The 25,099-nt window shown below is 62.0% G+C and carries 26 protein-coding genes; 13 read left to right on the forward strand and 13 right to left on the reverse strand.

All coding sequences use genetic code 11. From position 1 onward, the window contains the following. Positions 1-10 precede the first annotated feature (10 nt). The gene (locus HU725_RS00725; protein ID WP_186478333.1) at positions 11-1,501 is read right to left on the reverse strand and encodes a YifB family Mg chelatase-like AAA ATPase; all 1,491 of its coding nucleotides are present in this window, start codon (positions 1,499-1,501) and stop codon (positions 11-13) included. Between the two features lie 278 nt (positions 1,502-1,779). Here HU725_RS00725 and HU725_RS00730 point away from each other — a divergent pair, with 278 nt between their 5' ends. Next, complete coding sequence (locus HU725_RS00730) at positions 1,780-3,792, forward strand: DUF4034 domain-containing protein (RefSeq protein WP_186478334.1); 2,013 nt, start codon at positions 1,780-1,782, stop codon at positions 3,790-3,792. Positions 3,793-3,811: 19 nt separating this feature from the next. Here HU725_RS00730 and HU725_RS00735 read toward each other — a convergent pair whose 3' ends face one another. Next, the gene (locus HU725_RS00735; protein ID WP_060479960.1) at positions 3,812-4,075 is read right to left on the reverse strand and encodes an accessory factor UbiK family protein; all 264 of its coding nucleotides are present in this window, start codon (positions 4,073-4,075) and stop codon (positions 3,812-3,814) included. Between the two features lie 401 nt (positions 4,076-4,476). On the opposite strand from HU725_RS00735, the gene glnK reads away from it, so the two are divergent. From glnK to sutA, 3 genes are all read left to right on the forward strand, one after another. Continuing rightward, positions 4,477-4,815: a P-II family nitrogen regulator gene (gene glnK / locus HU725_RS00740; protein ID WP_002555808.1), complete on the forward strand. Its 339-nt coding sequence runs from the start codon at positions 4,477-4,479 to the stop codon at positions 4,813-4,815. Positions 4,816-4,863: 48 nt separating this feature from the next. Beyond that, positions 4,864-6,198: an ammonium transporter gene (locus HU725_RS00745; protein WP_186478335.1), complete on the forward strand. Its 1,335-nt coding sequence runs from the start codon at positions 4,864-4,866 to the stop codon at positions 6,196-6,198. A 429-nt stretch (positions 6,199-6,627) separates the two neighbouring features. Continuing rightward, entirely contained in the window at positions 6,628-6,957 is a 330-nt protein-coding gene (gene sutA, locus HU725_RS00750) for a dormancy-specific transcriptional regulator SutA (RefSeq protein ID WP_060479958.1), read from the forward strand. 78 nt (positions 6,958-7,035) lie between these two features. Here the strand turns inward: sutA and HU725_RS00755 are convergent, their stop codons facing one another. Genes HU725_RS00755 through lptM form a run of 6 tightly spaced genes read right to left on the reverse strand, consistent with a single transcriptional unit; the run spans position 7,036 to position 11,640 of the window. Continuing rightward, positions 7,036-7,731: an HAD family hydrolase gene (locus tag HU725_RS00755; RefSeq protein WP_186478336.1), complete on the reverse strand. Its 696-nt coding sequence runs from the start codon at positions 7,729-7,731 to the stop codon at positions 7,036-7,038. Further along, complete coding sequence (gene xerC / locus HU725_RS00760; protein WP_186478337.1) at positions 7,728-8,627, reverse strand: tyrosine recombinase XerC; 900 nt, start codon at positions 8,625-8,627, stop codon at positions 7,728-7,730. Before xerC ends, HU725_RS00755 begins: the two co-directional genes overlap by 4 nt. Beyond that, entirely contained in the window at positions 8,627-9,331 is a 705-nt protein-coding gene (locus HU725_RS00765) for a DUF484 family protein (protein WP_186478338.1), read from the reverse strand. Before HU725_RS00765 ends, xerC begins: the two co-directional genes overlap by 1 nt. Positions 9,332-9,344: 13 nt before the next feature. Continuing rightward, the gene (gene dapF, locus HU725_RS00770) at positions 9,345-10,175 is read right to left on the reverse strand and encodes a diaminopimelate epimerase (RefSeq protein ID WP_060479954.1); all 831 of its coding nucleotides are present in this window, start codon (positions 10,173-10,175) and stop codon (positions 9,345-9,347) included. 4 nt (positions 10,176-10,179) lie between these two features. Then, a complete protein-coding gene (gene lysA / locus HU725_RS00775) occupies positions 10,180-11,427 on the reverse strand; it encodes a diaminopimelate decarboxylase (RefSeq protein WP_186478339.1) in 1,248 nt (415 codons plus the stop codon). A 9-nt stretch (positions 11,428-11,436) separates the two neighbouring features. Further along, positions 11,437-11,640 carry an LPS translocon maturation chaperone LptM gene (lptM, locus tag HU725_RS00780; protein ID WP_060479952.1) on the reverse strand — a complete coding sequence of 68 codons (204 nt, stop codon included), beginning with the start codon at positions 11,638-11,640 and terminating at the stop codon, positions 11,437-11,439. A gap of 215 nt (positions 11,641-11,855) precedes the next feature. On the opposite strand from lptM, the gene cyaY reads away from it, so the two are divergent. The 3 genes from cyaY to rnk all read left to right on the forward strand — a co-directional run bounded on the left by cyaY (position 11,856) and on the right by rnk (position 12,945). Beyond that, positions 11,856-12,188: an iron donor protein CyaY gene (cyaY, locus tag HU725_RS00785; RefSeq protein WP_016489767.1), complete on the forward strand. Its 333-nt coding sequence runs from the start codon at positions 11,856-11,858 to the stop codon at positions 12,186-12,188. 1 nt (position 12,189) lies between these two features. Then, complete coding sequence (locus tag HU725_RS00790; protein WP_060479951.1) at positions 12,190-12,402, forward strand: DUF1289 domain-containing protein; 213 nt, start codon at positions 12,190-12,192, stop codon at positions 12,400-12,402. Between the two features lie 132 nt (positions 12,403-12,534). Next, a complete protein-coding gene (gene rnk / locus HU725_RS00795) occupies positions 12,535-12,945 on the forward strand; it encodes a nucleoside diphosphate kinase regulator (RefSeq protein WP_060478658.1) in 411 nt (136 codons plus the stop codon). A gap of 15 nt (positions 12,946-12,960) precedes the next feature. Here the strand turns inward: rnk and HU725_RS00800 are convergent, their stop codons facing one another. The 4 genes from HU725_RS00800 to HU725_RS00815 all read right to left on the reverse strand — a co-directional run bounded on the left by HU725_RS00800 (position 12,961) and on the right by HU725_RS00815 (position 17,498). Then, complete coding sequence (locus HU725_RS00800) at positions 12,961-13,803, reverse strand: PI-PLC domain-containing protein (protein WP_186478340.1); 843 nt, start codon at positions 13,801-13,803, stop codon at positions 12,961-12,963. A gap of 68 nt (positions 13,804-13,871) precedes the next feature. Continuing rightward, complete coding sequence (locus tag HU725_RS00805; protein ID WP_186478341.1) at positions 13,872-16,745, reverse strand: class I adenylate cyclase; 2,874 nt, start codon at positions 16,743-16,745, stop codon at positions 13,872-13,874. A gap of 138 nt (positions 16,746-16,883) precedes the next feature. Continuing rightward, complete coding sequence (locus HU725_RS00810) at positions 16,884-17,129, reverse strand: TIGR02647 family protein (RefSeq protein ID WP_186478342.1); 246 nt, start codon at positions 17,127-17,129, stop codon at positions 16,884-16,886. Between the two features lie 69 nt (positions 17,130-17,198). Beyond that, entirely contained in the window at positions 17,199-17,498 is a 300-nt protein-coding gene (locus tag HU725_RS00815) for a hypothetical protein (RefSeq protein ID WP_060478662.1), read from the reverse strand. A 147-nt stretch (positions 17,499-17,645) separates the two neighbouring features. Between HU725_RS00815 and HU725_RS00820 the strand changes: the two genes are divergently transcribed. Next, entirely contained in the window at positions 17,646-18,308 is a 663-nt protein-coding gene (locus HU725_RS00820; protein WP_060478663.1) for a glutathione S-transferase, read from the forward strand. A gap of 82 nt (positions 18,309-18,390) precedes the next feature. Here the strand turns inward: HU725_RS00820 and argH are convergent, their stop codons facing one another. Further along, positions 18,391-19,785: an argininosuccinate lyase gene (gene argH / locus HU725_RS00825; RefSeq protein WP_186478343.1), complete on the reverse strand. Its 1,395-nt coding sequence runs from the start codon at positions 19,783-19,785 to the stop codon at positions 18,391-18,393. Between the two features lie 309 nt (positions 19,786-20,094). Between argH and HU725_RS00830 the strand changes: the two genes are divergently transcribed. From HU725_RS00830 to HU725_RS00850, 5 genes are all read left to right on the forward strand, one after another. After that, a complete protein-coding gene (locus tag HU725_RS00830; protein ID WP_186478344.1) occupies positions 20,095-20,838 on the forward strand; it encodes a LytR/AlgR family response regulator transcription factor in 744 nt (247 codons plus the stop codon). 114 nt (positions 20,839-20,952) lie between these two features. Next, the gene (gene hemC, locus HU725_RS00835) at positions 20,953-21,894 is read left to right on the forward strand and encodes a hydroxymethylbilane synthase (RefSeq protein ID WP_186478345.1); all 942 of its coding nucleotides are present in this window, start codon (positions 20,953-20,955) and stop codon (positions 21,892-21,894) included. Next, positions 21,891-22,673, forward strand: a complete 783-nt coding sequence (locus HU725_RS00840; RefSeq protein WP_186478346.1) for a uroporphyrinogen-III synthase — start codon at positions 21,891-21,893, stop codon at positions 22,671-22,673. The genes hemC and HU725_RS00840 overlap by 4 nt, the downstream gene beginning before the upstream one ends. 31 nt (positions 22,674-22,704) lie before the next feature. Then, positions 22,705-23,805, forward strand: a complete 1,101-nt coding sequence (locus tag HU725_RS00845) for a uroporphyrinogen-III C-methyltransferase (protein WP_186478347.1) — start codon at positions 22,705-22,707, stop codon at positions 23,803-23,805. Further along, positions 23,802-25,040 (forward strand): heme biosynthesis HemY N-terminal domain-containing protein, encoded by a 1,239-nt coding sequence (locus HU725_RS00850; RefSeq protein ID WP_186478348.1) that lies wholly within the window; start codon positions 23,802-23,804, stop codon positions 25,038-25,040. Before HU725_RS00845 ends, HU725_RS00850 begins: the two co-directional genes overlap by 4 nt. Positions 25,041-25,099 lie beyond the last annotated feature (59 nt).

Genomic DNA, 25,099 nt, shown 5'->3' on the forward strand with positions numbered 1-25,099 from the left:
TGCTTGGGATCTAGCTGCTCCCCGGCCTGTACTGCAATGCCTCGGCGAGGTGCCCCTTGCCGATCGACTGGCTGCCGTGCAAATCTGCCAGAGTACGGGCAACCTTCAACAACCGGTGCGCCGCACGTAAAGAAAGGCTCAACCGTTCACAGGCGCTTTCCAGCCACGCTTGATCCGTCACTGAAAGCGGACAATGTTGCCGCAACCCCTCCAAGCTCAGAAACGCATTGGCGCAGCCTTGTCGCCGATGCTGCACTTCTCTCGCCTCGGCCACCTTGGCGGCCACATCGGCGCTGGTCTCACCGCTCGGCTGGTGGTTGAGCGTAGTGGTTTCGCGAGCGACGGTCAGGTGCAGGTCGATGCGGTCCAATAGCGGGCCTGACAGCTTGTTGCGGTAGCGTGCAATCTGCTCGGTGCTGCAGCGACAGCGACCAGTGGGGTCGCCTAAATAGCCGCAGGGGCAGGGGTTCATGGCAGCAACCAACTGAAAGCGCGCCGGGAAACGCACCTTGTCGCGAGCCCTGGCAATCACGATTTCGCCCGACTCCAGGGGCTCGCGCAGCACTTCGAGTACGCGCCTCTCAAATTCCGGCAGCTCGTCAAGAAACAGCACGCCATGGTGCGCCAGGGTGATCTCGCCAGGCTGTGGCCGGCTGCCGCCGCCAACCAACGCAGGCCCCGAGGCTGAGTGATGGGGGTGGCGAAAGGGCCGCTGCGGCCAGCTACTCAAGGGGGTGTGGCCACTGACTGATTGAATCGCCGCCACCTCCAGTGCCTCATGCTCGTCCAGGGGAGGCAACAGGCCAGGCAGACGGCTGGCGAGCAAGGTCTTACCCGTACCGGGCGGGCCGGTGAAGAGCAGGTTGTGTGCTCCGGCTGCGGCCAGCAGCAAGGCCCGCTTGGCCGCAATTTGGCCCTGGACCTCGCTTAGGTCGGGGTAGGGCTGCTGTTGCAGAACTAGGCCGTTGGCGGCATAGGCTGGCAACGGCACCTGGCCATTGAGGTGGGCCACCAACTCCAGCAGGTGGCCCACGGCATAAACCACCAATCCGCCAGCCAGGCTGGCTTCTTCGGCGTTTTCCCGTGGCACCACCAGCGCCCTGCCGGCCTGGCGCGCCGCCAGCGCTGCCGGCAACACACCCTGCACAGGGCGCAGCTTCCCAGACAGGGCCAGCTCGCCCAGGCATTCCAGCTCCGCCAGGGCTGGCAGCGGCACCTGGCCATCGGCAGCCAGAATGCCCAACGCGATGGCCAGGTCATAGCGCCCGCCGTCCTTGGGCAAGTCGGCAGGTGCAAGGTTCTGAGTGATGCGCCGCTGCGGGTAGTTCAGCCCGGAGTTCACAATCGCGCTGCGTACGCGGTCTTTGCTTTCTTTGACCGTGGTTTCCGGCAAGCCCACCAGAGTGAGATGGGGCAGGCCATTGGCTAGATGCGTTTCGACGCTGACCGCCGGGGCTTGTACGCCGACTTGAGCGCGGCTATGAACGAGGGCGAGGGACATGGACGCTCCTTGTTAGCAGAAACTGCCGCTTCCTGCGGCAGAGCCCAGCATATAGCCCTCAAGGAAAGGGAGGCGGTCGAAAGTGAGTCACGGCATGTCTGGCGAGGTTCTGAGCCTGCTGGGCATGCAGCGAACCGAAACGCCACCTCGTCCTAAGAATGGATAAATACGGGATCCAATACTTTGCGAAGCGCCTAGCTATGGCTTAGTGTTCATTAGCGACCTGTATTGCCATTGGATGGCAATACGACCTTTAAATGGACTTTAAGGTACAGCCCGTGCACACCCTAATTCGCACCCGTCAACAGATCCGAGAACGGGTACAGGCCTCTGAATTCGCTGAACTGAACCTCCTGTTCGATGCACTTCAGGTTCAGTGGCGGCAGGCACCTCCCGGTGAGTGCCCTGCCTACCTTGAGGCGATAAAAGGCTACATGCTCGATCCTGACCTGCAGGGCGACAAGGCCCTGACGTACACCATCAACGCGTGGATCGAGGCATGCCCGCGTGCCTATCATCCCCAGGTGGTGATGGGCTTTCACTGTTGGAGCCGAGCCTGCCACATTCTCGATCAGGCCGGCCCGCGAAAGGTTTGCGCAGAGCGCTGGCTGGCTGCCGAACAGGCCTGTGAGCAGGGCGCTGCGCACTTTTTGCGGGCGATGCATCGCAGCACTCAACCGGTGGCCGCTGTTATTGGCATGCTGCACATCACTGCATACCTGCGCGAGCCCGGCTGGTTGGTCGAGTTGTTCGCAGGGCAGGCGGCGCGTGATCGGCCCAGCCTGCACGCCGATGTGGAAGTGCAAGAGGCCGCTGCGCCGCTGTTGGTCAAATATGGCCTGACCCCCTTGCTGGAGCTGCCCCAAGCATTGCCGTCCGGGTTGAGCCCTCGCCTGCTCGGGCAGGCGGAAAATGCTCGGGACTACTGGCTGCGCCAGGCTCTGGTTTGGTTTCCCGGCTGCTTCGAGGCGGTCGAGACCTACGCCTCTTACCTCACGCCCCGTTGGGGCGGCAGTGATGCGGCGGTCGACGCACTGGCCAGCGGCCCGCTGTGTCAGGGTTGGCCAGAGGCACTGCGCAATGCGATTCGCTGGCTGGCCGTAGAGGACACTTTTTCGTTGCCGCAGGCCAAGCAGTTGCCGCAGGTCAATGCCTGGCACAGCACCTTCGGCCAATGGGCCGAGCGCGAACTCAGGCCCAAGGAGCGTGCGACGCTGCTGGCCCGGCGGGGCGCCTTGCGGCGCAATACGATGCAGGATTATCCCGGCGCGATGCGCGATTTCGTCGATAGCGTCGCGCTTTACCCTGAACAAGGTTACCTCCCGGCCATCGGCGAATCTTTTCATAGCCTGGTGTGCCTAGCGCTGTTCAACGAGGCAGAAGATGCTGCACAGCTACTGCAAAGGGTGATTGAGCGCCTGTGCGACGACCGTCGGCAGCCGGCGGCCTATGCGTTGCGGGCTGTGGGTCATCGCTTTGGGCTATGGGGGTTCGTGCAGTCTTGCGAACAGGCCCACCATTGGCTGCAATGGGCGGTCAAGCGCCCAAGCGGGCAGCACGAGTGGGGCTTTGAGGTGCTGGATGTGCCACGCCTGCTCTGGGCTGCGAACATGCACGACGCAGCGTATTTTCTGTACGAAGGCTGCGCACAGTTGAAGCTTTCGGATGCAGCCATTGCACTCTACGATCTGCACCGGGGCTGGCTGGGCAATACGCCAAAGCACTACCTGAGCAATAAAGCTGCCGAACATTGGTTATTGCGCGCAGCCCAAGCAGGGCACCCATTGGCCAAGTTCAACCTGGCCTGTCAGCGAATGGCGCTTGCGCAAGGGCTTGAGGACCGCAAGGCAATGCTGGTGGTCAAGCGGTTTCTGCTTGACGCTGTCATTCATCCGCCCATCCATGCCAAGGCGCAGTTACAGCTGGGTATCTTACTGCGTCAGTATGGGGATACGTCTGAGCGCGTCCAAGCAGTTGGCTACCTGCTGGCGCTTAGCGAGCATCGTGAAACCGGCATTGCTGCGCGCGCCTGTGCTGAGCTCGGGCTGGCATGGATGCAGGGCTCCGGCACGCGAAAACAGAGCCGCTTTGCCGCTATCGAATGGGCCAATCGCGCCGTGGCACTGCAGTCCAGCGACCCACTGATCGAGGCGATACAGGCAGAGATCCGTAACTCCCACAGCCGCGTCAAAACCCTGTTCACTGTGTGCGGCGCAGCGTTGTTTCGGGGCGACCTGCAGGCCTGCGAACTGCCGCCCAAGGTTACCGGCGAGCACCAGGCTTCGGCTTGATCCAAGCCCAGGCCGGCGCTTACTCCTGGGCTGCGGGGGCGAGCCGGGCTTCTAGCTCTGCGACCTGTTTCTCGAGGGCCTCCAGGCGAGCACGGGTGCGTGCCAAGACGACCATCTGGCTATCGAATTCTTCGCGGCTTACCAGGTCCAGCTTGCTGAAGGCACCTTGCATCAGCACCTTGAACTGGCTTTCCAGTTCGGCGCGAGGCTGGGCGGTGTCGCTGCTGAACAGGCGCGAGGCCTGGTCGCTCAGGGCGTCGAGAAGGGCTTTGGGCGCGAGCATGGTTCGGCTGTCCACTGATACTGAGAAATGGCTCGCAGTGTAACACGGGGCAACTTGGCACTTGATGACGCATCGCCCGGTATAGCCGTTGCACTAGGCTGCCGCACTTTATTTGAGCAGAGCGCCCAATCAACTCGCACCGAAATTGTGCATGATTGCCATAGTGGCGACTGGCCAAACCTCGGAAATTCACATAACTCGCTGTTTTGCGGCGCTTTAACGGAACTGGCAAGGTTTCTGCAATGACCTGTGCGAGCCATGCACTGATGCAGTTCCTTGTGACCAGGCAGTGCGCACGCGGAGCCGGATGCCGACGACGCGTTACAAAGCCAACCGCTGCGCTTAGACTTGAGACGGGTTTGTTTTCCTGGGGCAAGTCCACCAAATCGGGAGAGAGTTTCATGAAGCTAGTCACAGCCATCATCAAGCCGTTCAAGCTGGACGACGTGCGCGAGTCGTTGTCGGAAATCGGCGTGCAGGGCATTACCGTCACCGAAGTCAAAGGTTTCGGCCGGCAGAAGGGCCACACCGAGCTGTATCGCGGTGCGGAATATGTGGTCGACTTCCTGCCTAAAGTGAAGATCGACGTCGCCATCGACGACAAGGACCTTGATCGAGTGATCGAAGCCATCACCAAGGCGGCTAACACCGGCAAGATCGGTGACGGCAAGATCTTCGTGGTGAATCTGGAGCAGGCGATCCGCATCCGTACCGGCGAAACCGATACCGACGCGATCTAAAGCGCCGAAAAAAGCCTCACCAAACCCAACGCCCCAGGAGAAAACAACATGACTCTGCGTAAGATCGCAGGGCTAGGAGCCCTATTGTCCCTCGTAATGCCCGGGCTCGCCCTGGCAGAGGAAACAGCCGCCCCGGTGCTGAACTCCGGCGATACCGCCTGGATGCTCACCTCCACAGCGCTGGTGCTGTTCATGACCATTCCAGGCCTGGCCCTGTTCTACGGCGGCATGGTGCGTTCCAAGAACGTGCTGTCGGTGATGATGCAGTGCTTTGCCATCACCGGCCTGATCAGCATTCTCTGGGTCATTTATGGCTACAGCATGGCCTTCGATACCGCTGGTATGGAAAAAGGCGTGCTGAACTTCAATTCCTTCGTCGGTGGCTTCTCCAAGGCGTTCCTCAGTGGTGTAACACCCGAGAACCTGACCTCGGCTACCGCGCTGTTCCCTGAAGCGGTATTCATCACCTTCCAGATGACCTTCGCCATCATCACCCCGGCGCTGATCGTCGGTGCCTTTGCCGAGCGCATGAAGTTTTCGGCGATGCTGGTGTTCATGGGCATCTGGTTCACCCTGGTCTACGCGCCGATCGCCCATATGGTCTGGAGCGGTGACGGTGCACTGATGTGGGATTGGGGCGTGCTCGACTTCGCCGGCGGCACCGTGGTGCATATCAACGCCGGTATCGCAGGCCTGGTCTGCTGCCTGGTACTGGGCAAGCGCAAAGGCTACCCGACTACCCCAATGGCGCCTCATAACCTGGGCTACACCCTGATGGGCGCGGCCATGCTGTGGATCGGCTGGTTCGGCTTCAACGCAGGTTCCGCCGCCGCCGCCAACGGCACCGCCGGCATGGCCATGCTGGTGACTCAAATCGCAACCGCTGCGGCTGCGCTGGGCTGGATGTTCGCCGAGTGGATCGGTCACGGCAAGCCGAGCGCGTTGGGCATTGCCTCGGGTGTGGTCGCTGGCCTGGTTGCCATCACCCCGGCTGCTGGCACCGTGGGCCCGATGGGCGCGTTGGTGATCGGCCTCGCCTCGGGCGTAGTCTGCTACTTCTGCGCTACCACCCTCAAGCGCAAGCTGGGTTATGACGATTCGCTCGACGCTTTCGGCGTGCACGGCGTTGGCGGCATCATCGGTGCCATCCTCACCGGCGTATTCGCGGCACCGGCCCTGGGCGGCTTCGGCACGGTCACCGATATCGGTGCCCAGGTCTGGGTACAAGCCAAGGGCGTGATTTTCACCGTCGGCTATACCGCCATCGTCACCTACGTGATTCTCAAGGTGCTGGATATGGTCATGGGCCTGCGGGTCAACGAAGAAGAAGAGTCGGTCGGCCTCGACCTGGCTCAACACAACGAACGCGGCTACAACCTGTAATCGCAAGCTGCTAAAAATTTGCCCGGTTCGCCGGGCATTTTTTTGCCTGTTTTTCAACATTTGCCGCAGTGCAAACGGTTTATCCGCCACGTTCGCGACGTAGGCCAAAAACTTACAAGTCACAGGGCGTTTATGGAGCTTTGCTTTTTCCACGGGCGCGCTAGAATGCGCGCCGAGGGCTGTTTGACAAGGCCCGCGCGCTTCGCCAGCCTTTTGCTAGGCTTGCCAATAGCGTGTGGCCACTAGGGCGCCCAAAAAATTTCCCAGGCCTGCCAACTGCAGGTTCTGTGGGGGCAAAACCTCCCATCAGGAGCACCGCCCCCAAGGCAGTGGCCAGCCTACGGCCAGTTGAATTTTCGCTGGTGGCTGCCGGTCTACGGCTGCACCGGTCTATAACTAACCTGCTTTTTGCAAGTCATGAGGTAGAACATGAGCGACGACGATCTGGAAAATGATGACCTCGAAGTAGGCGACGAAGACGAGGCCGATGACGGCCTCGAAACGGCCGCCGATGATGTTGCCGAAGACGCTGGCGATGACGACAGCAGTGCGGCTCCGGTTGCCAAGGGCAAATCCAAGGCTGCCGTCTCGGTAGACGAAATGCCGAGCGTGGAAGCCAAGCAGAAGGAGCGTGATGCCCTGGCCAAGGCCATGGAAGAGTTCCTCGCTCGCGGCGGCAAGGTCCAGGAAGTCGAAGCCAACGTTGTCGCCGATCCGCCCAAGAAGCCGGACAACAAATACGGCAGCCGCCCTATCTAGTGGCTGCGCTAGAAAAGCCCGCCGTCGCTGCGGGCTTTTTTTTGTCTGAATTTCAGCCAGGTAAGTGCATCAGCACTGTCAGCGCCAGCGCGCAAGCACCTCGGGTAGCTGCGACAAACGCTGGATTTCTGCATCTGGAGCTTGCTCGCCAGCCCAGGCCTTGCTCTGCGGGTTGAACCACACTGCACGCAGCCCGGCGCGTTGGGCGCCAGCAATATCGTCGCCTGGGTGATCGCCGACGTGCACCGCGGCGCTGGCCTCAACCTCGCCACGCTTTAGCGCCTCGATGAACGGCGCCGGGTCCGGTTTGCCGATACCCAGGTCTTCGGCACACAGTGCAAAGCGGAAGTAATCCGCCAAACCCAGCCGGCGCACATCGGCGTTGCCATTGGTGATCACGCCCAAAGTGTAATGCTGGCGCAGGATCTCCAGCAGCGGTTGTACCTCGGGGAACACTTCTACCTGATGGCGGGCATGCAAGAACACTTCGAAGCCTTCGTTGGCCAATGCCTGGGCCTGATTTTCGCTGTAGCCAACCGCCTTCAAGGCGTGTAACAGCACACGTCTGCGCAGGGCGCTGATGCGATGTTTAAGGCCCGGCTCGGCCTGTACCAGGCGTTCGCGGATGGCGAACAAATGTTCAACCGGCACACTCGCGAGCATAGGCGCGTTGGCTTCGAGCCAGTCGCGCAGCACGATCTCGGCGCTGGCAATCACAGGCGCGGTGTCCCAAAGGGTGTCGTCGAGGTCGAAAGTGATCAGCTTGATGCTCATGAGTCTTTGCCTTTGCTGCGTTTGGCCCGAGGGTGGGCGCTGTCGTACACCGCGGCCAAGTGTTGGAAGTCCAGGTGGGTATAAATCTGTGTGGTGCTGATGTCGGCGTGGCCGAGCATTTCCTGCACCGCTCGCAGGTCCTGGGACGATTCCAGCACATGGCTGGCGAAAGAGTGGCGAAGCATGTGTGGGTGCAGGTGCTGGCCCAGTTCACGCTCACCGGCGGTCTTTACCCGCAGCTGGATCGCGCGCGGGCTCATGCGCTTGCCCTGGCGGGTAATGAACACTGCGCTGTCGAGTGGACCACCGATACCGCGCAGCTTCAACCAGGCCTGCAATGCCTCGCGGGCCTTGCGGCCGACCGGCAGCACGCGGGTCTTACTGCCCTTGCCCAGCACCTGCACAAGGCCTGCGGCCAAATCGAGCTGTTCGAGGTCAAGATTGTTCAGCTCCGAAAGGCGCAGGCCGGAGGAGTAGAACAGCTCGAGGATCGCCTGGTCGCGGCGAGCGATGAAGTCGTCGTCGACGCCGCCGTCGAGCAATTGCAGGGCGCGGTCAGTGTCCAGCACCTTGGGCAGCCGGCGCTCGCCCTTCGGTGCGCTCAGGCCCGTGGCCGGATCATGCTGGCACAGGCCCTCGCGATTGAGGTAGCGGTACAGGCCGCGCACCGCTGAGAGCAACCGCGCCAGGCTGCGCGAAGACTGCCCATGGTGGTGCTGGCGGGCGATGAGCTGGCGCAGTTGTGGCGCTTGCAACGCGCCCCACCCGCCGATGCCTTGGCTGTTGCAGTATTCGATGACCTTGTCGAGGTCGCGGCGGTAGGCCAGCAAGGTATGGTCCGACACCTGGCGCTCGTTGCGCAGGTGAGCGCAATAAGCCTCCAGCTGGCGTTCCATCAGCGTACCGAGCGCAGCGGTTGGGTGACGCGGGGGACCACACGGCCAAGTACCTCGGCGATATAGCCAAGGAACAGCGTACCCACGCTGCTCTTGTAATGTTGAGGGTCGCGACTACCGATGGCCAGCACCCCATGCAGCCCCTGATATTCCAGCGCTGCGACCGCGCTGGAGCCTACCTCCTGCTGCTGGTCTTTGCCGAACAAAAAGGCCAGTTCATGTTCGCGCAGGTTGCCACTGACCGTCTTGCCGCCGCCTAATAGGCCGCCGATGGCTTGCTGGGCTTCGGCATTGCTCACCCAGCGGCCGACCGGCGCTGCGTGGTCGCCAAAGAGGATCAGGCTGACGAAGGGCACCTGAAACTCCTGGCGAAGGCTGTCTTCGACGGCCATCACCACTTCTTCCAGGCTCGCGGCATCGAGCAGGTCGAGAATCAGCCGACGGGTCTTGTCGAATAGCCTGTCGTTGTCGCGGGCCACGTCCATCAGTTGCGACAGGCGATGGCGCATCTCGATGTTGCGGTCGCGCAGCAGCTTGAGCTGGCGTTCCACCAGCGACACGCTGTCGCCGCGCTGGTGAGGGATGCGTTGCTCGACCAGCAGCTCGTCGTGCTCGGCGAAGAAAGTCGGGTGGGCACGCAAGTAGGCGACCACCGCTTCGGCGTCGAGCTCGTTGGGCTGCTGGGATACTGGCTGATCGGTCATGGCGGTTACTCGCTTAGAGACGAACCTGTCCTTCGAAAACCCGCACGGCAGGGCCGGTCATCAACACGGGCTTGCCCGGGCCAGCCCATTCGATGTTCAGGCGCCCACCCGGTAGGTCGAGGGTTACGGGTGAGTCCATCCAGCCCTGGCTGATCGCAGCCACGGCCGCGGCACAGGCACCGGTGCCGCAGGCACGCGTCTCGCCGGCACCACGCTCCCATACTCGCAAGTTGGCGCGGTGGCGGTCGATGACCTGAAGGAAACCGGCATTCACTCGCTGCGGAAAGCGCGGGTGGTTTTCGATTTTAGGACCCAGTTCATGGACCGGCGCCGAGTGCACGTCATCGACGCGCAACACGGCGTGGGGGTTACCCATGGATACGGCGGCTATCGAATGCGACTGGCCGTCGACGTCGAGGGGGTAGCTCAGCGCCTGTTCATCGGCGATGAACGGGATATCTGCCGGAACGAAGCGCGGCGGGCCCATGTCGACACACACCTGGCCGTCGTTCTGCACGTCCAGTTCGATGATGCCGCCCTTGGTTTCCACGCGGATACGCTTCTTCGCAGTCAGGCGCTTATCCAGCACGAAGCGGGCGAAGCAGCGCGCACCGTTGCCGCACTGTTCGACCTCAGAGCCGTCGGCGTTGAAGATCCGGTAGCGGAAATCCACTTCCGGATTGCTTGGCGCCTCGACGATCAGCAGTTGATCGAAGCCGATACCGGTATGGCGATCGCCCCATTGCTTGGCGTGCTTGGGCTGGATGTGTGCGTGCTGACTGACCAGGTCCAGGACCATGAAGTCGTTGCCCAGCCCATGCATCTTGGTAAAGCGCAGCAGCATGGGTTCACTCCGGCAGCAGGCTTTCGCCAGCGTACAGTTCGGCGATGGTTTCGCGGCGACGGACTTCGAAAGCCTGCTCGCCGTCGACCAGGATTTCCGCGCAACGGCCACGGGTGTTGTAGTTGGAGCTCATGACGAAACCATAGGCGCCCGCCGACTCCACCGCCAGCAGGTCGCCTTCGACCAGGTTCAATACGCGGTCTTTGGCGAGGAAGTCGCCGGTCTCGCAGATCGGCCCGACCAGGTCATAGGCACGGCCTTCGCCGGCCCGCGGGCTGACCGCGCTGACACCCATCCAGGCCTGGTACAGGGCCGGGCGGATCAAGTCGTTCATCGCCGCATCGATGATGGCGAAGTCTTTGTGTTCGGTGTGCTTGAGGTATTCCACGCGGGTCAGCAGGGCGCCGGCGTTGGCCACGATGTAGCGGCCAGGCTCGAATACCAGGGCCAAGTCGCGGCTGCCGACGCGCTCGCGGATGGCTTTGATGTAGTCCGCCACCAGTGGCGGCTCTTCGTCGCGATAGCGCACACCAACGCCGCCGCCGAGGTCCAGATGGCGCAGGTGGATGCCGCACTCGGCCAGGCGATCTACTAGGGCAAGCAGACGGTCGAGGGCATCGAGGAACGGGTCGACGGTGGTCAATTGCGAACCGATATGGCAGTCGACACCGACCACCTCCAGGTTCGGCAACTGTGCGGCGCGCACGTAGATCGCTTCGGCATCGGCGATGGCGATGCCGAACTTGTTCTCTTTCAGGCCGGTTGAGATGTACGGGTGGGTGCCGGCATCGACGTCCGGGTTAACGCGCAGTGAGATCGGGGCGATCTTGCCCATCTGGGCAGCAACCACTTGCAGACGCTCGAGCTCGTCGGTGGATTCGACATTGAAGCAGTGAACGCCGACTTCCAGAGCGCGGCGCATGTCTTCGCGGGTTTTGCCGACGCCGGAGAACACCACGCGATCGGCTCGCCCGCCAGCGGCCAGCACACGCTCCAGCTCACCACCGGAGACGATATCGAAACCCGCGCCCAAGCGCGCCAGGACGTTCAGCACGCCAAGGTTGGAGTTGGCTTTGACGGCGAAGCACACCAGGTGCTCGGTGCCTTGCAGGGCATCGGTGTAGCTGCGGTACTGGGCTTCGATGTGTGCGCGCGAGTAAACGTAGGTGGGGGTGCCGAAACGTTCGGCGATGGCCGACAGGGCCACGCCCTCCGCGAACAGTTCACCGTCGCGGTAGTTGAAAGCGTTCATCTGATTTCCTTACTGCTCTGGCGTCTGCTCGGGCTCAATGGGCTGCTCGTCTTGCGGTTGGACCGCAGGCGCGTGCTGGTGCTGGTGCGAGCTTTTCGGGCCTTTGCCGTCTTTGCCGTCTTCTGGCAGATACAGAGGGCCCTTCTGACCGCAGGCCGAAACGAGGCAGGCAACCGCGACCAGCGCCGCGAGCGAGGAAATCAGGCGCTTCATGGGTGAAATCCTTTGAAATATGCAGTATTGCGCCCGAGTATACCGAGCGACCGGTGGATTGCCTATGCAAGAGCCGATCCGTCGGGCGGGCTATGCTTAGCTGCCATTAGCGTGTCTGGGGGCAGCGCCTGGAGGGCTAAACCTTTGCATTCAGTGCTCGGCGCCCGTATCTTGCCGGGCTTGCCCGTAAAGCAGCCAATTTCGAGGTTCTTGCAATGAGTTTGAGCGAAGCGCGTTTCCATGATCTGGTCGACGCCACCCAACAGGCCTTGGAAGACCTGTTCGACGAAAGCGGCCTGGACCTGGACATGGAAAATTCGGCCGGCGTGCTGACGGTCAAGTTCGAAGGGGGGGCGCAGTTGATCTTCAGTCGCCAGGAGCCGCTGCGTCAGCTGTGGTTGGCTGACCGCTCCGGAGGCTTTCACTTCGACTACGACGAAGAGAGCGGCAAGTGGGTGTGCGAGAAGAGCGAGGAGCTCTTGGGCGAGATGCTCGAGCGTATTGTCTGGGAGCGGGCCGGCGAAAAGCTGGACTTCGACGAGATCTGACATGGCAAGCCAGGCGCGGCCGCCCAAGCCGCTGTACAGCAATGTAAGTCCTGCGGTGCCTTCACCCTGCATCAGCGTGTGCAGGCTCGATGAGCAGCGGGTCTGCACCGGCTGCCACCGGCACGTCGAGCACATTCGTGAATGGCGTTCGGCCGACGACGAGCGCCGCCGGCAGATTTGCCGCGAGGCCCAGGCGCTGCGCGCACGGGCTTGAGTATTTGCCCGGCTGTGGTAGTGTCGGGCTATGCGTCGGTGACGCGAAAGCATCCACAAACCCCGCCCTTGGGCGGGGTTTTGCTTTATCTGCGGGTAGAAAACCGCCTGTTCAAAGGAGCCTGACTGGATCATGAGCACCAAGCCTTCCCTCATCCTCACCCGGCTGGACGTACAGCGTCTGGAGCGCCTGATCGACAGCCTCGACGAAAGCACGCCGGGGGTGCTTGCCTTGCAGCAAGAGCTGGACCGTGCCGGTCAGGTGGTCGGCCATGAGCAAGTGCCTGCTGGTGTGGTGACCATGAACTCGCGGGTGCATTGCCAGGAGCAAGCCAGCGGCAAGGACTACCACCTGACGCTGGTGTACCCCAAGGACGCGGGCGGTGAGGGCAAGGTTTCGATCCTGGCGCCGATCGGTTGTGCGCTGCTGGGCTTGTCGGTAGGCGAGCAGATCGACTGGCCGGCGCCAGGGGGCAAGACGTTGAAGCTCAAACTGCTCGAGGTCGAATACCAGCCAGAGGCCGCAGGCGATTTCGAGCTCTAATCCCAGCCCGGTCCTTCAGGGCGTGTTCTGCGCCCTGAGCAGGCAAGCGTGGATGCAGTTGTCGACGATACGGCTGCGTAGCGACCAATCGGTATTGATGATGTGGAAGCCCTGGATGTAGCTGTCGAGGTCTACGGATTCGAACCACTCATCGATCTTGTCGCTGAAGTCGTCAGGGGTGAACAGCACTTTGTTGTACTTGGCGCACTGGATCGAGCGTAGCGTGCCATCGGGCTTATAGCGCTTGCTGTTGTGGTCCATGAAAGCTTTCAATTCTGCGGTCGAAGGTGTGTTCTCACCCATCCAGACCTGTTCCACGCCGTCCCAGTGGCCGGGTGCAGCTTTATCGTTGTAGGCGATCACCACCGTTTTGCCTGGGTAGTCATTCCACAACTGCTCCAGGGTCAGTGGGTGCAAGTCATAGGGGATGATCCGCTGGCCCAAGTGCTTGTCCAGCATAGCTAGCAGCCACTCGTGCTCCTGAGCACTGAAATTATCGAACTGATGGAAGTCGAGGATGATGATTTCTCGTTCATTGCCAGGCTCGGCATAGAAACGCTGCAGCTCGGCGACGATGTCGCCCAGCACGGTACGCCCCGATGTACTCATGTGATACAGCTTGTATCGGTTGGGTGAATCGGGCGTGTATTCGCGGTTGGCACGCACACGCAGGTCCAGCACCCGAATACCCCCCCGAATCTGCTCGATGCACGCGACGTCCTGAGTCACCTCTTGGGGCGGTACGATGTTGTCGGCTTGTTTATCCATGCCCGAATCATGGCTGCCCGGCAGGATCAGCTGATCAATACGCAGGCGACCCAGCTCGGGCAAACTGCCCATCCAGTTCTGCTTGTTCATGACACACCTCAGTCATTGAATGAGGCTCGAGCATGTCGCTGGCACACATGGCTATGCAGAGGGAAATGTCAGTGGGTTGAGTTGACGGGCGCAGCCTGGATCTGCTCCAGTCCCCGGTTGAGCGCATGCTCAAGTTGACCCTTGTAATGCAGGTAGAGGCTGGTCGAGCCCTGCTCGTCCTTCAGCAGTTCGGAAAGGTCCAGGTCAGTGATGTAGCAGCGATACTGCGCGGCTGCGCGGCGCTGCCCAAGGATCTGCCGGGCCACTGCCTGGTAGAGCAGGGCACCATGCTCCAGTTCGGAGAACTCCCGCTGATCACAATACAACGTAACGTGCATTACGCCCTGTGCACCTGCCTGTACGATGGCCTGCACCTCGTAATAAGGCTGGCCGCTGGCAACGCTTGGCGCAGGCCTTGGTTCGACACTACGTGCTTTGCCCGGACCTGAAGGCATCAATTGCGCGTACTGAATTTCCAGTGTGGCCAGTTGCAGGCTATCCAGTGGCAAGCGCGCGTCGTGGCGCATCACCACAGAATGCAGAAAACGTTGCAACGGCAGCAGCAGGTGGCTTTCATCAGAGAACGGCAGGCGCTGTTGCCACAACGCGTTGTACTCATCCAGCACATACAGGTCGGCCCAGCCATCGAACAGGCGATAAAACACCTGAATGCAATTGCGCCGGCCTTGCTCCAGCAGCAGGGGCAGGTCGTAGTCCTGCAGGGCATTGCCATCAAGGTACAAGGGGCTGTAGCAGCTGCGCACTTCGCCCAGGTGAGCCAGCAGGGCTTCATGGTCGGCCATGGTTGCCAGGCTGACCTGGCCGGGCAGCAATTCCAGTACATGGATGTATTGCGCCACTTGCAGCAGGTAGCGGTGATTCAGGCGCTGGTCGAGCAGCAGCTGCGCCGTGTCGAAAATCTCTTCCACCCGCTGGCTGATGGCCTGGGCGCGGTTGTGGCAGAAGCAGCGCACCTGTAAATGTGGGCGATGGTTTCGTTGGCCCAGGCTGTTGAGAAAGTCCTGCAGGCAACGCAGCAGGGCGTGCTCACCGTCGTAACGCTGTACCAGGACCTCGTTCCAGCTATTGAGTGTGATCTGGTCCAGGGTCAGTACCAGGTTCTCGCGCACACCGGCATAGCTCAGCGAGTCGGTGCGCTCGGTGGTCATCAAGATGTTCAGGTCGCGGTGTTGGCGCAGCGGGTCGACGCCGACATTCACCAGCAGCAGGACTGCGTTCGCCGCGCTCGGTTGCAGCAGATATTCTTCGCTGACGCTACCCAGTGGCAGAGGAATGCTTTGCTGCAGGCTGCTGAGCAGGTTGAACAGTTCGAACTCGCTGAGGTCGCTGTCACCGGGGTGCAGGGCCAGCCGCGTCGTGGTGTCTATGACCCCGTTGCGGTGTGCCCAGGTCAACAGTTCAAGCAGCTCGCGGCAACGCTTGATCGGGTTGAAATGCTCCCATTCGTGCACCGCCAGGTTGCCGTTGTACAGCCCCCAGTGATACGTACCAGGTTCCTTGCGGTTCGGTGATTGCACCAGGGTCAGGGTGTCTTCGGCGATGTCTGGAGCAATACCAGGGTTGATCACTTCGATCTTGCCGGCCCGGCGCTCGAACGCTGCGTACAGGCGCCGGCCCAGCACATTGAGGTCGCGTAGTTCGGCACGGCTGCTGGCGCCCTGGCTTTGCGCGAATCGGCCGAGAAAGCGATAGCTCTGGTTGAGTTCTGCCACCACCTCCCGGCGTTCGACAGCGACCTGACGCACCTTCCACTGGCTGCGGCTGTCGAGCATGGCTAACTGGCGCGCGTCCCACCCCCATTCATCAGTCAGGCGTTGCAGCAGTTGACGTTGCCAGCCGTTACTGCGGCTGCGGTCCAGGCTGCTCAGCTTCTTATTGACCTTCAGGTACAGGCTGCGCCGAACCAGTTCGAGACGTGCGGTTTCGCCGCGGCCCTGCAGATAGCGTTCTATTCGGCGGTACACCATGACGTATGGGTCGAGCTCGTCAAGGTCTAGGTGATTGGCAAATACCGCCTGCTTGTAGTCCAGGCTCAGGCAGCGCACGTTCGGGTGCTCGCTGGCGTAAGCTTCGGTGAGTAGCAGCTTGAGCAGCGATTTATAGGGCGAATCAATGGCTTTATAAAGCTGCCACAGGCCGGCACCGACATATTCCCTGGGCGGAATATGCGCCAGGTTGCCGAGGTCGAGGGCGTCCTGGTTACGAATGAACCGCTTGGACAAAAGTGTTTGCGTGTAAGCCTGGTAGTTGTGCTCTTCATAGGCCGGCACCAACCACCATAGCGGCGTGCGCCCGGCTAGCCAGATGGCGGTGCGATAGAACTCATCGAGTAACAGATAGTGCTGGGTAGTGCCGCAATCGTCGGAGCTGAGCTGGCTGTCACGCTGGCCCTGGGCGAAGCTTTGGGGGTCGATCAGAAAAAAATGTGCTTCGGCGCCTTGGCTGGCTGCCCAAGTTTCCAGCAGCAGGCATTTGCGCCGCAGCTCCTCGCGCTGGGCCTCGTCCAGGCCAGGGGCATGGCAGACCCAAAGATCCATGTCGCTTTGTTCGGCCTGAGCCAGCGAGCCCAAGCTGCCCATCAGAAATAGGCCATGAATTGGCCGTGGTGGGTTGCCGTGGCGGGTCTTGTAAGCGAACGAGCGTGCCAGGCGCTGCGCATCGGCGATTTGCTCGGCATGCGGTTCGTACCCCGCAACCCCTGCGGGGGTGGCGCCAGAAACGTAGCCTGGCAATAGCGGGTGGTTGACGTGGAACAACAGCGGCAGCAGGGTCAGGACCAGCTGCTGGCGGCTCGAAAGCCCCTCCATTGCCCGCTCCAGCCGGCATTGGTTGATGTGTAGAAACCGCGCACGCAATGTCGCCAGCACCTTGCGGTCGATTCCTTCGTCCAGGTCAGGGCGGATTTCGTGGGGGTGGCTCATTGCACACTCGGGGGGCGGGCCGGGGAACTGTGGCGAGTTTAGCCTGAGTGGTGCAGTGGGATAAGCGGAATATGGATTATTGGCGCCATTTTTCTAACGCCCTCTTCGCGCAGCGTTGCGCGAAGAGGCGGCATGGGTTCAGGCCGGCTGCGGTGCCTTGAGGATGTTGAGCAGCAGATGCACGCTTTCTGCCGCATCATGCCCAAGGCTTGTAAGGTAGCCACCGTCAGGCTGGTCGGTCACCTGCTTGTCATACAGGCGTTGCGCGGCGGCAACCAGGGTGGGGGAGGCGTTTGCGTGGATCTTGATCCCTTCTTGGTTGCTGTCCAGGTTGAACAGGGCGAGCACTTCCATTTCGGCGATCAGTTCGGGGGTGAAGGACATGGCGACTCCTGACTTCCAGACAAGGATGGCGGCACCGCCAGCGGTGCCTGACCCTGGAGTGTAGTCGGGTTATGCGTCGTCGCCTTGATCTGCCTCAGGCGGCAGCTCGGGCAAGGCGCGAAGGGCGTCTTCGTACCACTGGCCGTTGAATGGGCGATCTTCCTTGAGCATGTTGTCGATTTCGATGGCCAGCACGTGGGCCATGAGGTTGAGAATGTCTTCGCGCTCGTAGCCCACCAGAGTCAGTTTGTTGAACGTGGCCTTGGCGGCCGGCGGTTCACCGCTTTCGATCTGGTTCTCGATGGCTTCGGTCAGGGTCGCCTCGGCGAAGGCTTCGTCGTCGTTGTCGATTTCGTCATGTTCGCTCATGGCGGTACTCCTTGGGTGGGAGGGACAGTTTGCCATGCCTTCGCTGGCAATGCCCGGTCATCGACCGTGTGCATGACGCTGGTCAGGCAACGGTAGACGGTCTATAACAGCCGGGCCATTCCCACACGGCCTGGAGGCTGTAACCCCATGCTCAAGCTTCACGGATTCTCGGTCAGCAACTACTACAACATGGTCAAGCTGGCCCTGCTGGAGAAAGGCGTGCCTTTTGAAGAGGTCACGTTCTACGGCGGGCAAGCGCCGCATGCGCTGGATGTCAGCCCGCGCGGCAAGGTGCCAGTGCTGGAAACCGAGCACGGCTTTATCAGCGAAACCAGCGTCATCCTCGACTACATCGAGCAGACCCAGCCAGGTAAAGCGCTGCTGCCAAGCGACCCGTTCAGCCAGGCCAAAGTGCGCGAGCTGCTAAAAGAAATCGAACTGTATATCGAGTTGCCAGCACGTACCTGCTATGCCGAGTCGTTCTTCGGCATGGCGGTGGAGCCGCTGATCAAGGAGCGTGCGCGCACCGAATTGCTGGCCGGGTTCGCCACCCTCAAGCGCAATGGTCGCTTCGCGCCTTACGTGGCGGGTGAACAGCTGACCCTGGCCGACCTGATGTTCTGCTTCTCGGTGGACCTTGCGTGCGCAGTGGGCAAGAAGGTACTGGGCATCGACCTGCTGGCGGACTTCCCCCAGGCCAAGGCGTTGCTGCAGCTGATGGGCGAGAACCCGCACATGGCACGGATCGTGGCGGATAAGGAGGCTGCGATGCCAGCCTTCATGGAAATGATCCGCAGCGGTAAACGCTGAGGGCTCAGCGCAAGCCGTCGCCAGTGAAGCCTTCGCTGTAAAGGCTTCACCGGCGATCCAGAGCACGCGCTGGCGATAGGAGTCAGCGCGAAGCCAGCAGCGCCTTGCCGCGCGCGACCGCAGCGCGAACCTGGGCCGGGGCGGTACCACCGATGTGGTCACGCGCGTTCACCGAGCCTTCCAGAGTCAGCACGGCGAACACATCCTGCTCGATCTGGTCGCTGAACTGGCGCAGCTCGTCCAGGCTCATTTCGGCCAGGTCTTTGCCGGTGTCCACGCCATACTTCACGGCATGGCCGACGATTTCGTGGCAATCACGGAACGGCAGGCCACGTCGGACCAGGTAGTCGGCCAGGTCGGTGGCGGTCGAGAAGCCGCGCAGGGCCGCTTCGCGCATGATCGCGTGCTTGGGCTTGATCGCCGGGATCATGTCGGCGAAGGCGCGCAGCGAGTCGCGCAGCGTGTCGGCAGCGTCGAACAGCGGCTCTTTGTCTTCCTGGTTGTCTTTGTTGTAGGCCAGTGGCTGGCCTTTCATCAGGGTCAACAGCCCGGTCAGCGCGCCGAACACTCGGCCGCTCTTGCCGCGCACCAGTTCAGGTACGTCGGGGTTCTTTTTCTGCGGCATGATCGAGCTGCCGGTGCAGAAGCGATCAGGCAGGTCGATGAACTGGAATTGGGCGCTGGTCCACAGCACCAGCTCTTCGGAGAAGCGCGACAGGTGCATCATCGCCACGCTGGCGGCAGCGCAGAACTCAATGGCGAAGTCACGATCCGAAACGCCGTCCAGCGAGTTGCCGGCCACGGCTTCGAAGCCCAGCAGCTGGCAGGTCAGCTCACGGTTGATCGGGTAGGTGGTACCGGCCAGTGCGGCACTGCCCAGAGGCATGCGGTTGGTGCGCTTGCGGCAGTCCACCAGGCGCTCGTAGTCGCGGCTGAGCATTTCGAACCAGGCCAGCAGGTGGTGGCCGAAAGTCACCGGCTGGGCGGTTTGCAGGTGAGTGAACCCAGGCATGATGGTTTCGGCTTCACGCTCGGCCTGCTCCAGCAGGCCCTGCTGCAGGCGGGTGATTTCGGCAAGGATCAGGTCGATCTCGTCACGCAGCCACAGACGGATATCGGTGGCCACCTGGTCGTTGCGGCTGCGGCCTGTGTGCAGCTTCTTGCCGGTGATACCGATGCGGTCGGTCAGGCGCGCTTCGATGTTCATGTGTACGTCTTCAAGGTCGACGCGCCAGTCGAAACTGCCGGCCTCGATTTCACCCTGAATAGTTTTCAGGCCATCGATGATGGTGTCGCGTTCGGCATCGCTCAGTACGCCGACCTGCGCCAGCATGCTGGCGTGGGCGATCGAACCCATGATGTCGTGGCGGTACAGGCGCTTGTCGAAGTCGACCGAGGCGGTGAAACGGGCGACGAAGGCGTCGACGGGTTCACTGAAGCGGCCGCCCCAGGACTGATTGGTCTTGTCGGTGCTCATGGATTCACTCATTGCAGGCGTGAACGAAAAAGTGGCGCCGATGATAGCAGGGTTGGGCCTTGCGCCGCAGGGCGTCGGTCGACAGAAACCGTTGCAAAACACACCCCAATGTCGCACACGACGATATTCACCGATTGAACGGCAGTGTTCCATGGACCGTCTACAGTTGGACAGAGGACTGGCAGCGTTTCTGCCGGCTCAGTGAATCTTTGGCCTTCGTACCGGTCTAGAGCGTGACCGCAGCGTCGCTCGACCTGCTCTTGTCTACGCTATACCTGTGCGAGACTCACTCAGGAATCCAGAGCAATTATGAATGTCCTGATCGTTGATGATGAACCCCAAGCCCGTGACCGCCTCACACGCATGATCGCTGAACTGGAGGGGTACACCGTGCTGGAGCCCAGCGCCACGAATGGCGAAGAGGCCCTGGCGCTGATCGAAAGCCTCAAGCCGGATGTGGTGCTGCTGGACATCGGCATGCCAGGCCTGGATGGCCTGCAGGTCGCCGCTCGCCTCTGCGAGCGCGAGTCGCCCCCTTCGGTGGTGTTCTGCACCGGTGACGATGAATACGGCGCCGAGGCGTTCAAAGACAGCACCCTCAGCAACGTGACCAAGCCGATTCAGCCCCAGGCCCTGCGCGATGCACTGCGCAAGGCCGATAAACCCAACCGTGCCCAGTTGGCAGCACTGACTCGGCCTGGCAGCGAGGGTGGCAGCCCGCGCAGCCACATCAGTGCCCGCACGCGCAAAGGGATCGAGCTGATTCCATTGCCACAAGTCATTTATTTCATCGCCGATCACAAATACGTCACCTTGCGTCACGAAACCGGCGAGGTATTGCTGGATGAGCCGCTCAAGGCTTTGGAGGACGAATTCGGCGAACGTTTCGTGCGCATCCACCGTAATGCATTGGTAGCCCGTGAGCGCATCGAGCGCCTGCAACGCACACCCCTGGGGCATTTTCAGTTGTTCCTCAAGGGCTTGGACGGTGATGCGCTGACCGTTAGCCGTCGGCATGTGGCGGGCGTGCGCAAAATGATGCAGTCCCTTTGAGGCTGTGCTGCCGCGCCCGCCGCTACAGGCCTCGACAGGTTCCTGACCCACATCTGCTAGCGATGCCGATGATGCTGTTATCATCAGCGGCATTTCTTTGGATCGGGGCGTTTCATGTCCACTCGCGAAATCCGCATTGCCACCCGTAAAAGTGCCTTGGCCCTGTGGCAGGCCGAATACGTCAAAGCCCGCCTCGAGCAGGCCCACCCCGGGCTGCTGGTGACCCTGGTGCCGATGGTCAGCCGCGGCGACAAGCTGCTCGATGCACCGCTGGCGAAAATCGGCGGCAAGGGCCTTTTCGTCAAGGAGCTGGAAAACGCCCTGCTGGACAATGAAGCCGACATCGCGGTGCATTCGATGAAGGATGTGCCCATGGACTTCCCCGACGGCCTGGGGCTGTATTGCATCTGCGAGCGCGAAGACCCGCGCGATGCCTTCGTTTCGAACAAACATGCCAGCCTTGCGGCTTTGCCCGCCGGTAGCATCGTCGGCACTTCCAGCCTGCGCCGCCAGGCGCAGTTGCTGGCCCGTCGGCCGGACCTGAAAATCCACTTCCTGCGCGGTAACGTCAACACTCGCCTGGCCAAGCTCGATGCCGGAGAGTACGACGCCATCATCCTCGCGGCGGCAGGTCTGATACGCCTAGGTTTCGAAGACCGCATCACTGCCAGCATGGGCGTCGACGACAGCCTGCCAGCCGGCGGCCAGGGCGCAGTGGGTATCGAGTGCCGCAGCGCGGACAGCGAAATTCATCAATTGCTGGCGCCACTGCACCATGCAGATACCGCCGACCGCGTGGTCGCTGAGCGCGCCTTGAACAAACGCCTCAATGGCGGCTGTCAGGTGCCGATCGCCTGTTACGCAGTGCTTGAAGGTGACCAGCTGTGGCTGCGCGGCATGGTCGGCCAGCCCAGTGGCGGCACCCTGCTGATGGCCGAGGCCCGCGCGCCGCGCGAAGCTGCGCAAAGCCTGGGTGTGCAGGTTGCCGAAGATCTTCTGGGGCAGGGCGCGCAAGCCATCCTCGAAGAGGTCTACGGTGAGGCCGGGCATCCGTGAGCACCTGGCGCCTGCTGCTGACCCGGCCTGAAGAGGACTGCGCGGTACTGGCGCAGCAGCTGGCCTGCGCGGGTGTGGCCAGCAGTTGCTTGCCGTTGCTGGCCATCGAGCCCGTTGCCTTGGCAGACGGCCCCCTGCGCCAATTGGCCGGGCTGGCGCAGTACCAAGCCATCATTGTGGTCAGCAAGCCCGCTGCGCGCCTATTGCTTGAGCAGTTGCAGCGAGCTGGCCGGCAGGCGCCCGTGGCAGCCTGGTTTACCGTGGGGCAGGCCACGGCAGCCGTCTTGCAGGGCGCCGGGCTTCGGGTATCGTTCCCTACCGAAGGTGACGACAGCGAAGCATTGCTCAAGCTTGCGGCCTTGCACCAGGCCATCAGCGTGCCTCAGGCGCGTGTGCTGATCGTTCGAGGCGTGGGAGGTCGTGAACTGCTCGCCGAGCGTCTTGCAGAGCAAGGTGCTAGTGTCGATTATCTGGAACTGTATCGTCGCTGCCTGCCGGAGTACCCGGCCGGTACGCTGATGCGACGCATTGAAGCGGAACGCCTCAATGGCCTGGTGGTCAGCAGTGGGCAGGGTCTTGAACATCTGCAGCAGCTGGCCGCCACCGATTGGCCGCAGCTGGCCAGCCTGCCGTTGTTCGTGCCGAGCCCGCGGGTCGCGGAGCAGGCCCGGGCCGCTGGTGCCCTAAAGGTTGTGGATTGCCATGGCGCGAGCGCCACGGCTTTGCTGGCAGCGGTGCAGCGTAGTGTTGCACCTGCCTCTCAAGGCGCTTCGAACTAGCGCGAAGCGCCCCCATGCGAAGGATGGATACGTGAGCGAAACTGTCTTGTCCAACAATGATCAGCCGTCGGCGCAGGAGCCGGCGCAACCTTTCACCGACAAGCCCGTCAAGCGCTCTGGCAATGGTCTGGCCGTGCTAGCGCTGTTGCTGGGTGCCGCTGGGCTAGCCGCCGGTGGTTGGGGTGTCTGGCAAGTGCGCCACCTTCAAAGCAGCGCCCTGAACCAGGGCCAGCACATCGAAACGCTTGACCAGCGCGCCGTAGCGCTGCAGCAGCGCGAGCAGCAGATCAGCGCGCAGCTGGCGAGCCTGCCGGCAGCCAGCGAGCTGGAAGACCGTCGCCGTTTGGTAGCGCAACTGCAGGGCGATCAGCAACGTCTGAGCCAGCGCTTGGAAACCGTGCTGGGCGAAAGCCGCAAAGAGTGGCGTTTGGCCGAAGCTGAACATCTACTGCGCCTGGCGACCCTGCGCTTGTCGGCGCTGCAGGATATCACCAGCGCCAAAGCGCTGGTCGAAGGTGCCGACCAAATCCTGCGCGAACAGAGCGACCCGGGTGCATTTGCCGCTCGCGAGGAACTGGCGCGTAGCCTGGCTACGCTCAACAGCACCCAACAACCCGACCGCACTGGCCTGTTCCTCGAGCTTGCCGCCCAGCGCGACCTGGTGCAGCAACTGAGCGCCCAATCCCCGGAGTTCACCAGCAATGCCAACGCGCTCGGCGCGCTGAGCAGCGACGGCGATGTGGCTAGCCGCCTGTCCCAGTGGTGGTCGGAAATTTCCAAGTACTTCCAGATCGACTTCAATGCTGACGACAATGTGCGGCCGTTGCTGGCCGGGCAGCAGTTGAACCAGCTGCGACTGGCTTTAAGCCTGACCCTTGAGCAGGCCCAGTGGGCTGCCCTCAACGGCGAAGCCAAGGTCTATACCCAGGCTTTGGATGATGCGCGCAGCGTGCTGCTGGCCAACTTCAACGCAGACAATCCGCAAAGCAAGGCGATGCTCGACAGCCTCAACGCGTTGGCCGATCAGCCGGTATCGGTAGTCACCCCGGACCTGAGCGAAAGCCTGGCGGCGGTGCAGGCCTATATCCAGCGCCGCCATCTGCCTGCTGAGGCGCAAGGGGGCAAACCATGAAGCGTGTCTACCTGCTGGCCGTGCTGGCGATCGTGGTCGCTGCAGCCTTGGGCATCGCAGTGGCCAAGCATACGGGTTATGTGCTGATCAGCTATGGGAGCTTCCGTTATCAGTCCGGGCTGTGGGCTGCGCTCGCGGCCTTGGCTGGCGTGATCCTGCTGCTGTTGCTGCTGCGCTACCTGGTTGGATTGCTGCTGACTTCAAGTGGCGTGGTCAACCCTTGGTCGCGGCGCAACCGCAGCCGAAGGGTGCGAATCGCCATCGAACAAGGCCAACTGGACCTGGCCGAGGGTCGCTGGGCCAGTGCGCAGCGTCACCTGCACCGTGCTGCCGAGGCCGAGCGCCAGCCATTGCTTTATTACCTTGGCGCCGCGCGTGCAGCCAATGAACTGGGGCGAAAGGAGGACAGCGACAACCTGCTGGAGCGTGCGCTGGAGCGCCAGCCCCAGGCCGAGCTGGCCATTGCACTGACCCACGCGCAATTGCAGATGGACCGAGGCGAGCACGATGCTGCATTAGAAACGTTGATGGCCATGAACGAGCGCCATCCTCATAACGCCCAGGTGTTGCGCCTGTTGCAGCGCCTGCACCTGGAGCGTGGTGACTGGTCGGCGTTGATTCGTCTGCTGCCGGATCTGCGCAAAGGCAAGGTACTGCCGGTCGATGAGCTCGCTGCGTTGGAGAAGCGGGCATGGGGCCAGAACCTTGGCCTGGCCACAACCCGAGGCGAGGATTTGCAAGCCTCGCGCCAGGCACTCGAGCGGGCCTGGCAGCAATTGACCGCAGCCCAGCGCCAGGAGCCACAGCTGGTGCTGGCCTATGCGGAACAGTTGCGCCAGCTGGGTGCTCAAGGTGAAGCCGAGCAGGTGCTGCGTACCGCGCTCAAGCGCAACTACGAAAGCCACCTTGCGCGCTTGTACGGCCTGGTACGCGGCGATGACCCTGCGCGGCAGTTGCAGGCTGCAGAGGGCTGGTTGAAAGAACATCCGCAAGATCCAAGCCTGTTGCTCACGCTTGGTCGGCTGAGCCTGCAGAACCGTTTGTGGGGCAAAGCGCGCGATTATCTCGAGAGCAGCCTGCGCATGGAGCGTAATCCAGAAGCTTGTGCCGAGCTTGCGCGCCTGCTGGCCAGCTTGGGCGAAACCGAACGCAGTAATCAGCTGTTTCAAGAAGGTTTGGGCTTGCTTGATGAGCGTCTACTGGCGCTGCCGTTGCCCGAGAGCGAGCGGGCCTGAGTGCTCCATGAGCCCGCGTGGCGCGCGGGCTCATGTGGGCGGATGACGCCTTTCTAGTG

Origin of the sequence: Pseudomonas promysalinigenes (assembly GCF_014269025.2) — a bacterium.
GTDB lineage: Bacteria > Pseudomonadota > Gammaproteobacteria > Pseudomonadales > Pseudomonadaceae > Aquipseudomonas > Aquipseudomonas promysalinigenes.

Bases quoted from the DNA above. Each gene is read 5' to 3' on its own strand.
- xerC (WP_186478337.1), bottom strand. From the start codon at position 8,627: ATGGAACGCCAGCTGGAGGCTTATTGCGCTCACCTGCGCAACGAGCGC.
- HU725_RS00805 (WP_186478341.1), bottom strand. From the start codon at position 16,745: ATGAGCCACCCCCACGAAATCCGCCCTGACCTGGACGAAGGAATCGAC.
- argH (WP_186478343.1), bottom strand. From the start codon at position 19,785: ATGAGCACCGACAAGACCAATCAGTCCTGGGGCGGCCGCTTCAGTGAA.
- cyaY (WP_016489767.1), top strand. From the start codon at position 11,856: ATGAGTTTGAGCGAAGCGCGTTTCCATGATCTGGTCGACGCCACCCAA.
- rnk (WP_060478658.1), top strand. From the start codon at position 12,535: ATGAGCACCAAGCCTTCCCTCATCCTCACCCGGCTGGACGTACAGCGT.
- lysA (WP_186478339.1), bottom strand. From the start codon at position 11,427: ATGAACGCTTTCAACTACCGCGACGGTGAACTGTTCGCGGAGGGCGTG.
- HU725_RS00790 (WP_060479951.1), top strand. From the start codon at position 12,190: ATGGCAAGCCAGGCGCGGCCGCCCAAGCCGCTGTACAGCAATGTAAGT.
- HU725_RS00765 (WP_186478338.1), bottom strand. From the start codon at position 9,331: ATGACCGATCAGCCAGTATCCCAGCAGCCCAACGAGCTCGACGCCGAA.
- HU725_RS00800 (WP_186478340.1), bottom strand. From the start codon at position 13,803: ATGAACAAGCAGAACTGGATGGGCAGTTTGCCCGAGCTGGGTCGCCTG.
- HU725_RS00745 (WP_186478335.1), top strand. From the start codon at position 4,864: ATGACTCTGCGTAAGATCGCAGGGCTAGGAGCCCTATTGTCCCTCGTA.
- HU725_RS00815 (WP_060478662.1), bottom strand. From the start codon at position 17,498: ATGAGCGAACATGACGAAATCGACAACGACGACGAAGCCTTCGCCGAG.
- lptM (WP_060479952.1), bottom strand. From the start codon at position 11,640: ATGAAGCGCCTGATTTCCTCGCTCGCGGCGCTGGTCGCGGTTGCCTGC.
- dapF (WP_060479954.1), bottom strand. From the start codon at position 10,175: ATGCTGCTGCGCTTTACCAAGATGCATGGGCTGGGCAACGACTTCATG.
- sutA (WP_060479958.1), top strand. From the start codon at position 6,628: ATGAGCGACGACGATCTGGAAAATGATGACCTCGAAGTAGGCGACGAA.
- HU725_RS00755 (WP_186478336.1), bottom strand. From the start codon at position 7,731: ATGAGCATCAAGCTGATCACTTTCGACCTCGACGACACCCTTTGGGAC.
- HU725_RS00810 (WP_186478342.1), bottom strand. From the start codon at position 17,129: ATGTCCTTCACCCCCGAACTGATCGCCGAAATGGAAGTGCTCGCCCTG.
- glnK (WP_002555808.1), top strand. From the start codon at position 4,477: ATGAAGCTAGTCACAGCCATCATCAAGCCGTTCAAGCTGGACGACGTG.
- HU725_RS00820 (WP_060478663.1), top strand. From the start codon at position 17,646: ATGCTCAAGCTTCACGGATTCTCGGTCAGCAACTACTACAACATGGTC.
- hemC (WP_186478345.1), top strand. From the start codon at position 20,953: ATGTCCACTCGCGAAATCCGCATTGCCACCCGTAAAAGTGCCTTGGCC.
- HU725_RS00725 (WP_186478333.1), bottom strand. From the start codon at position 1,501: ATGTCCCTCGCCCTCGTTCATAGCCGCGCTCAAGTCGGCGTACAAGCC.
- HU725_RS00735 (WP_060479960.1), bottom strand. From the start codon at position 4,075: ATGCTCGCGCCCAAAGCCCTTCTCGACGCCCTGAGCGACCAGGCCTCG.
- HU725_RS00850 (WP_186478348.1), top strand. From the start codon at position 23,802: ATGAAGCGTGTCTACCTGCTGGCCGTGCTGGCGATCGTGGTCGCTGCA.
- HU725_RS00830 (WP_186478344.1), top strand. From the start codon at position 20,095: ATGAATGTCCTGATCGTTGATGATGAACCCCAAGCCCGTGACCGCCTC.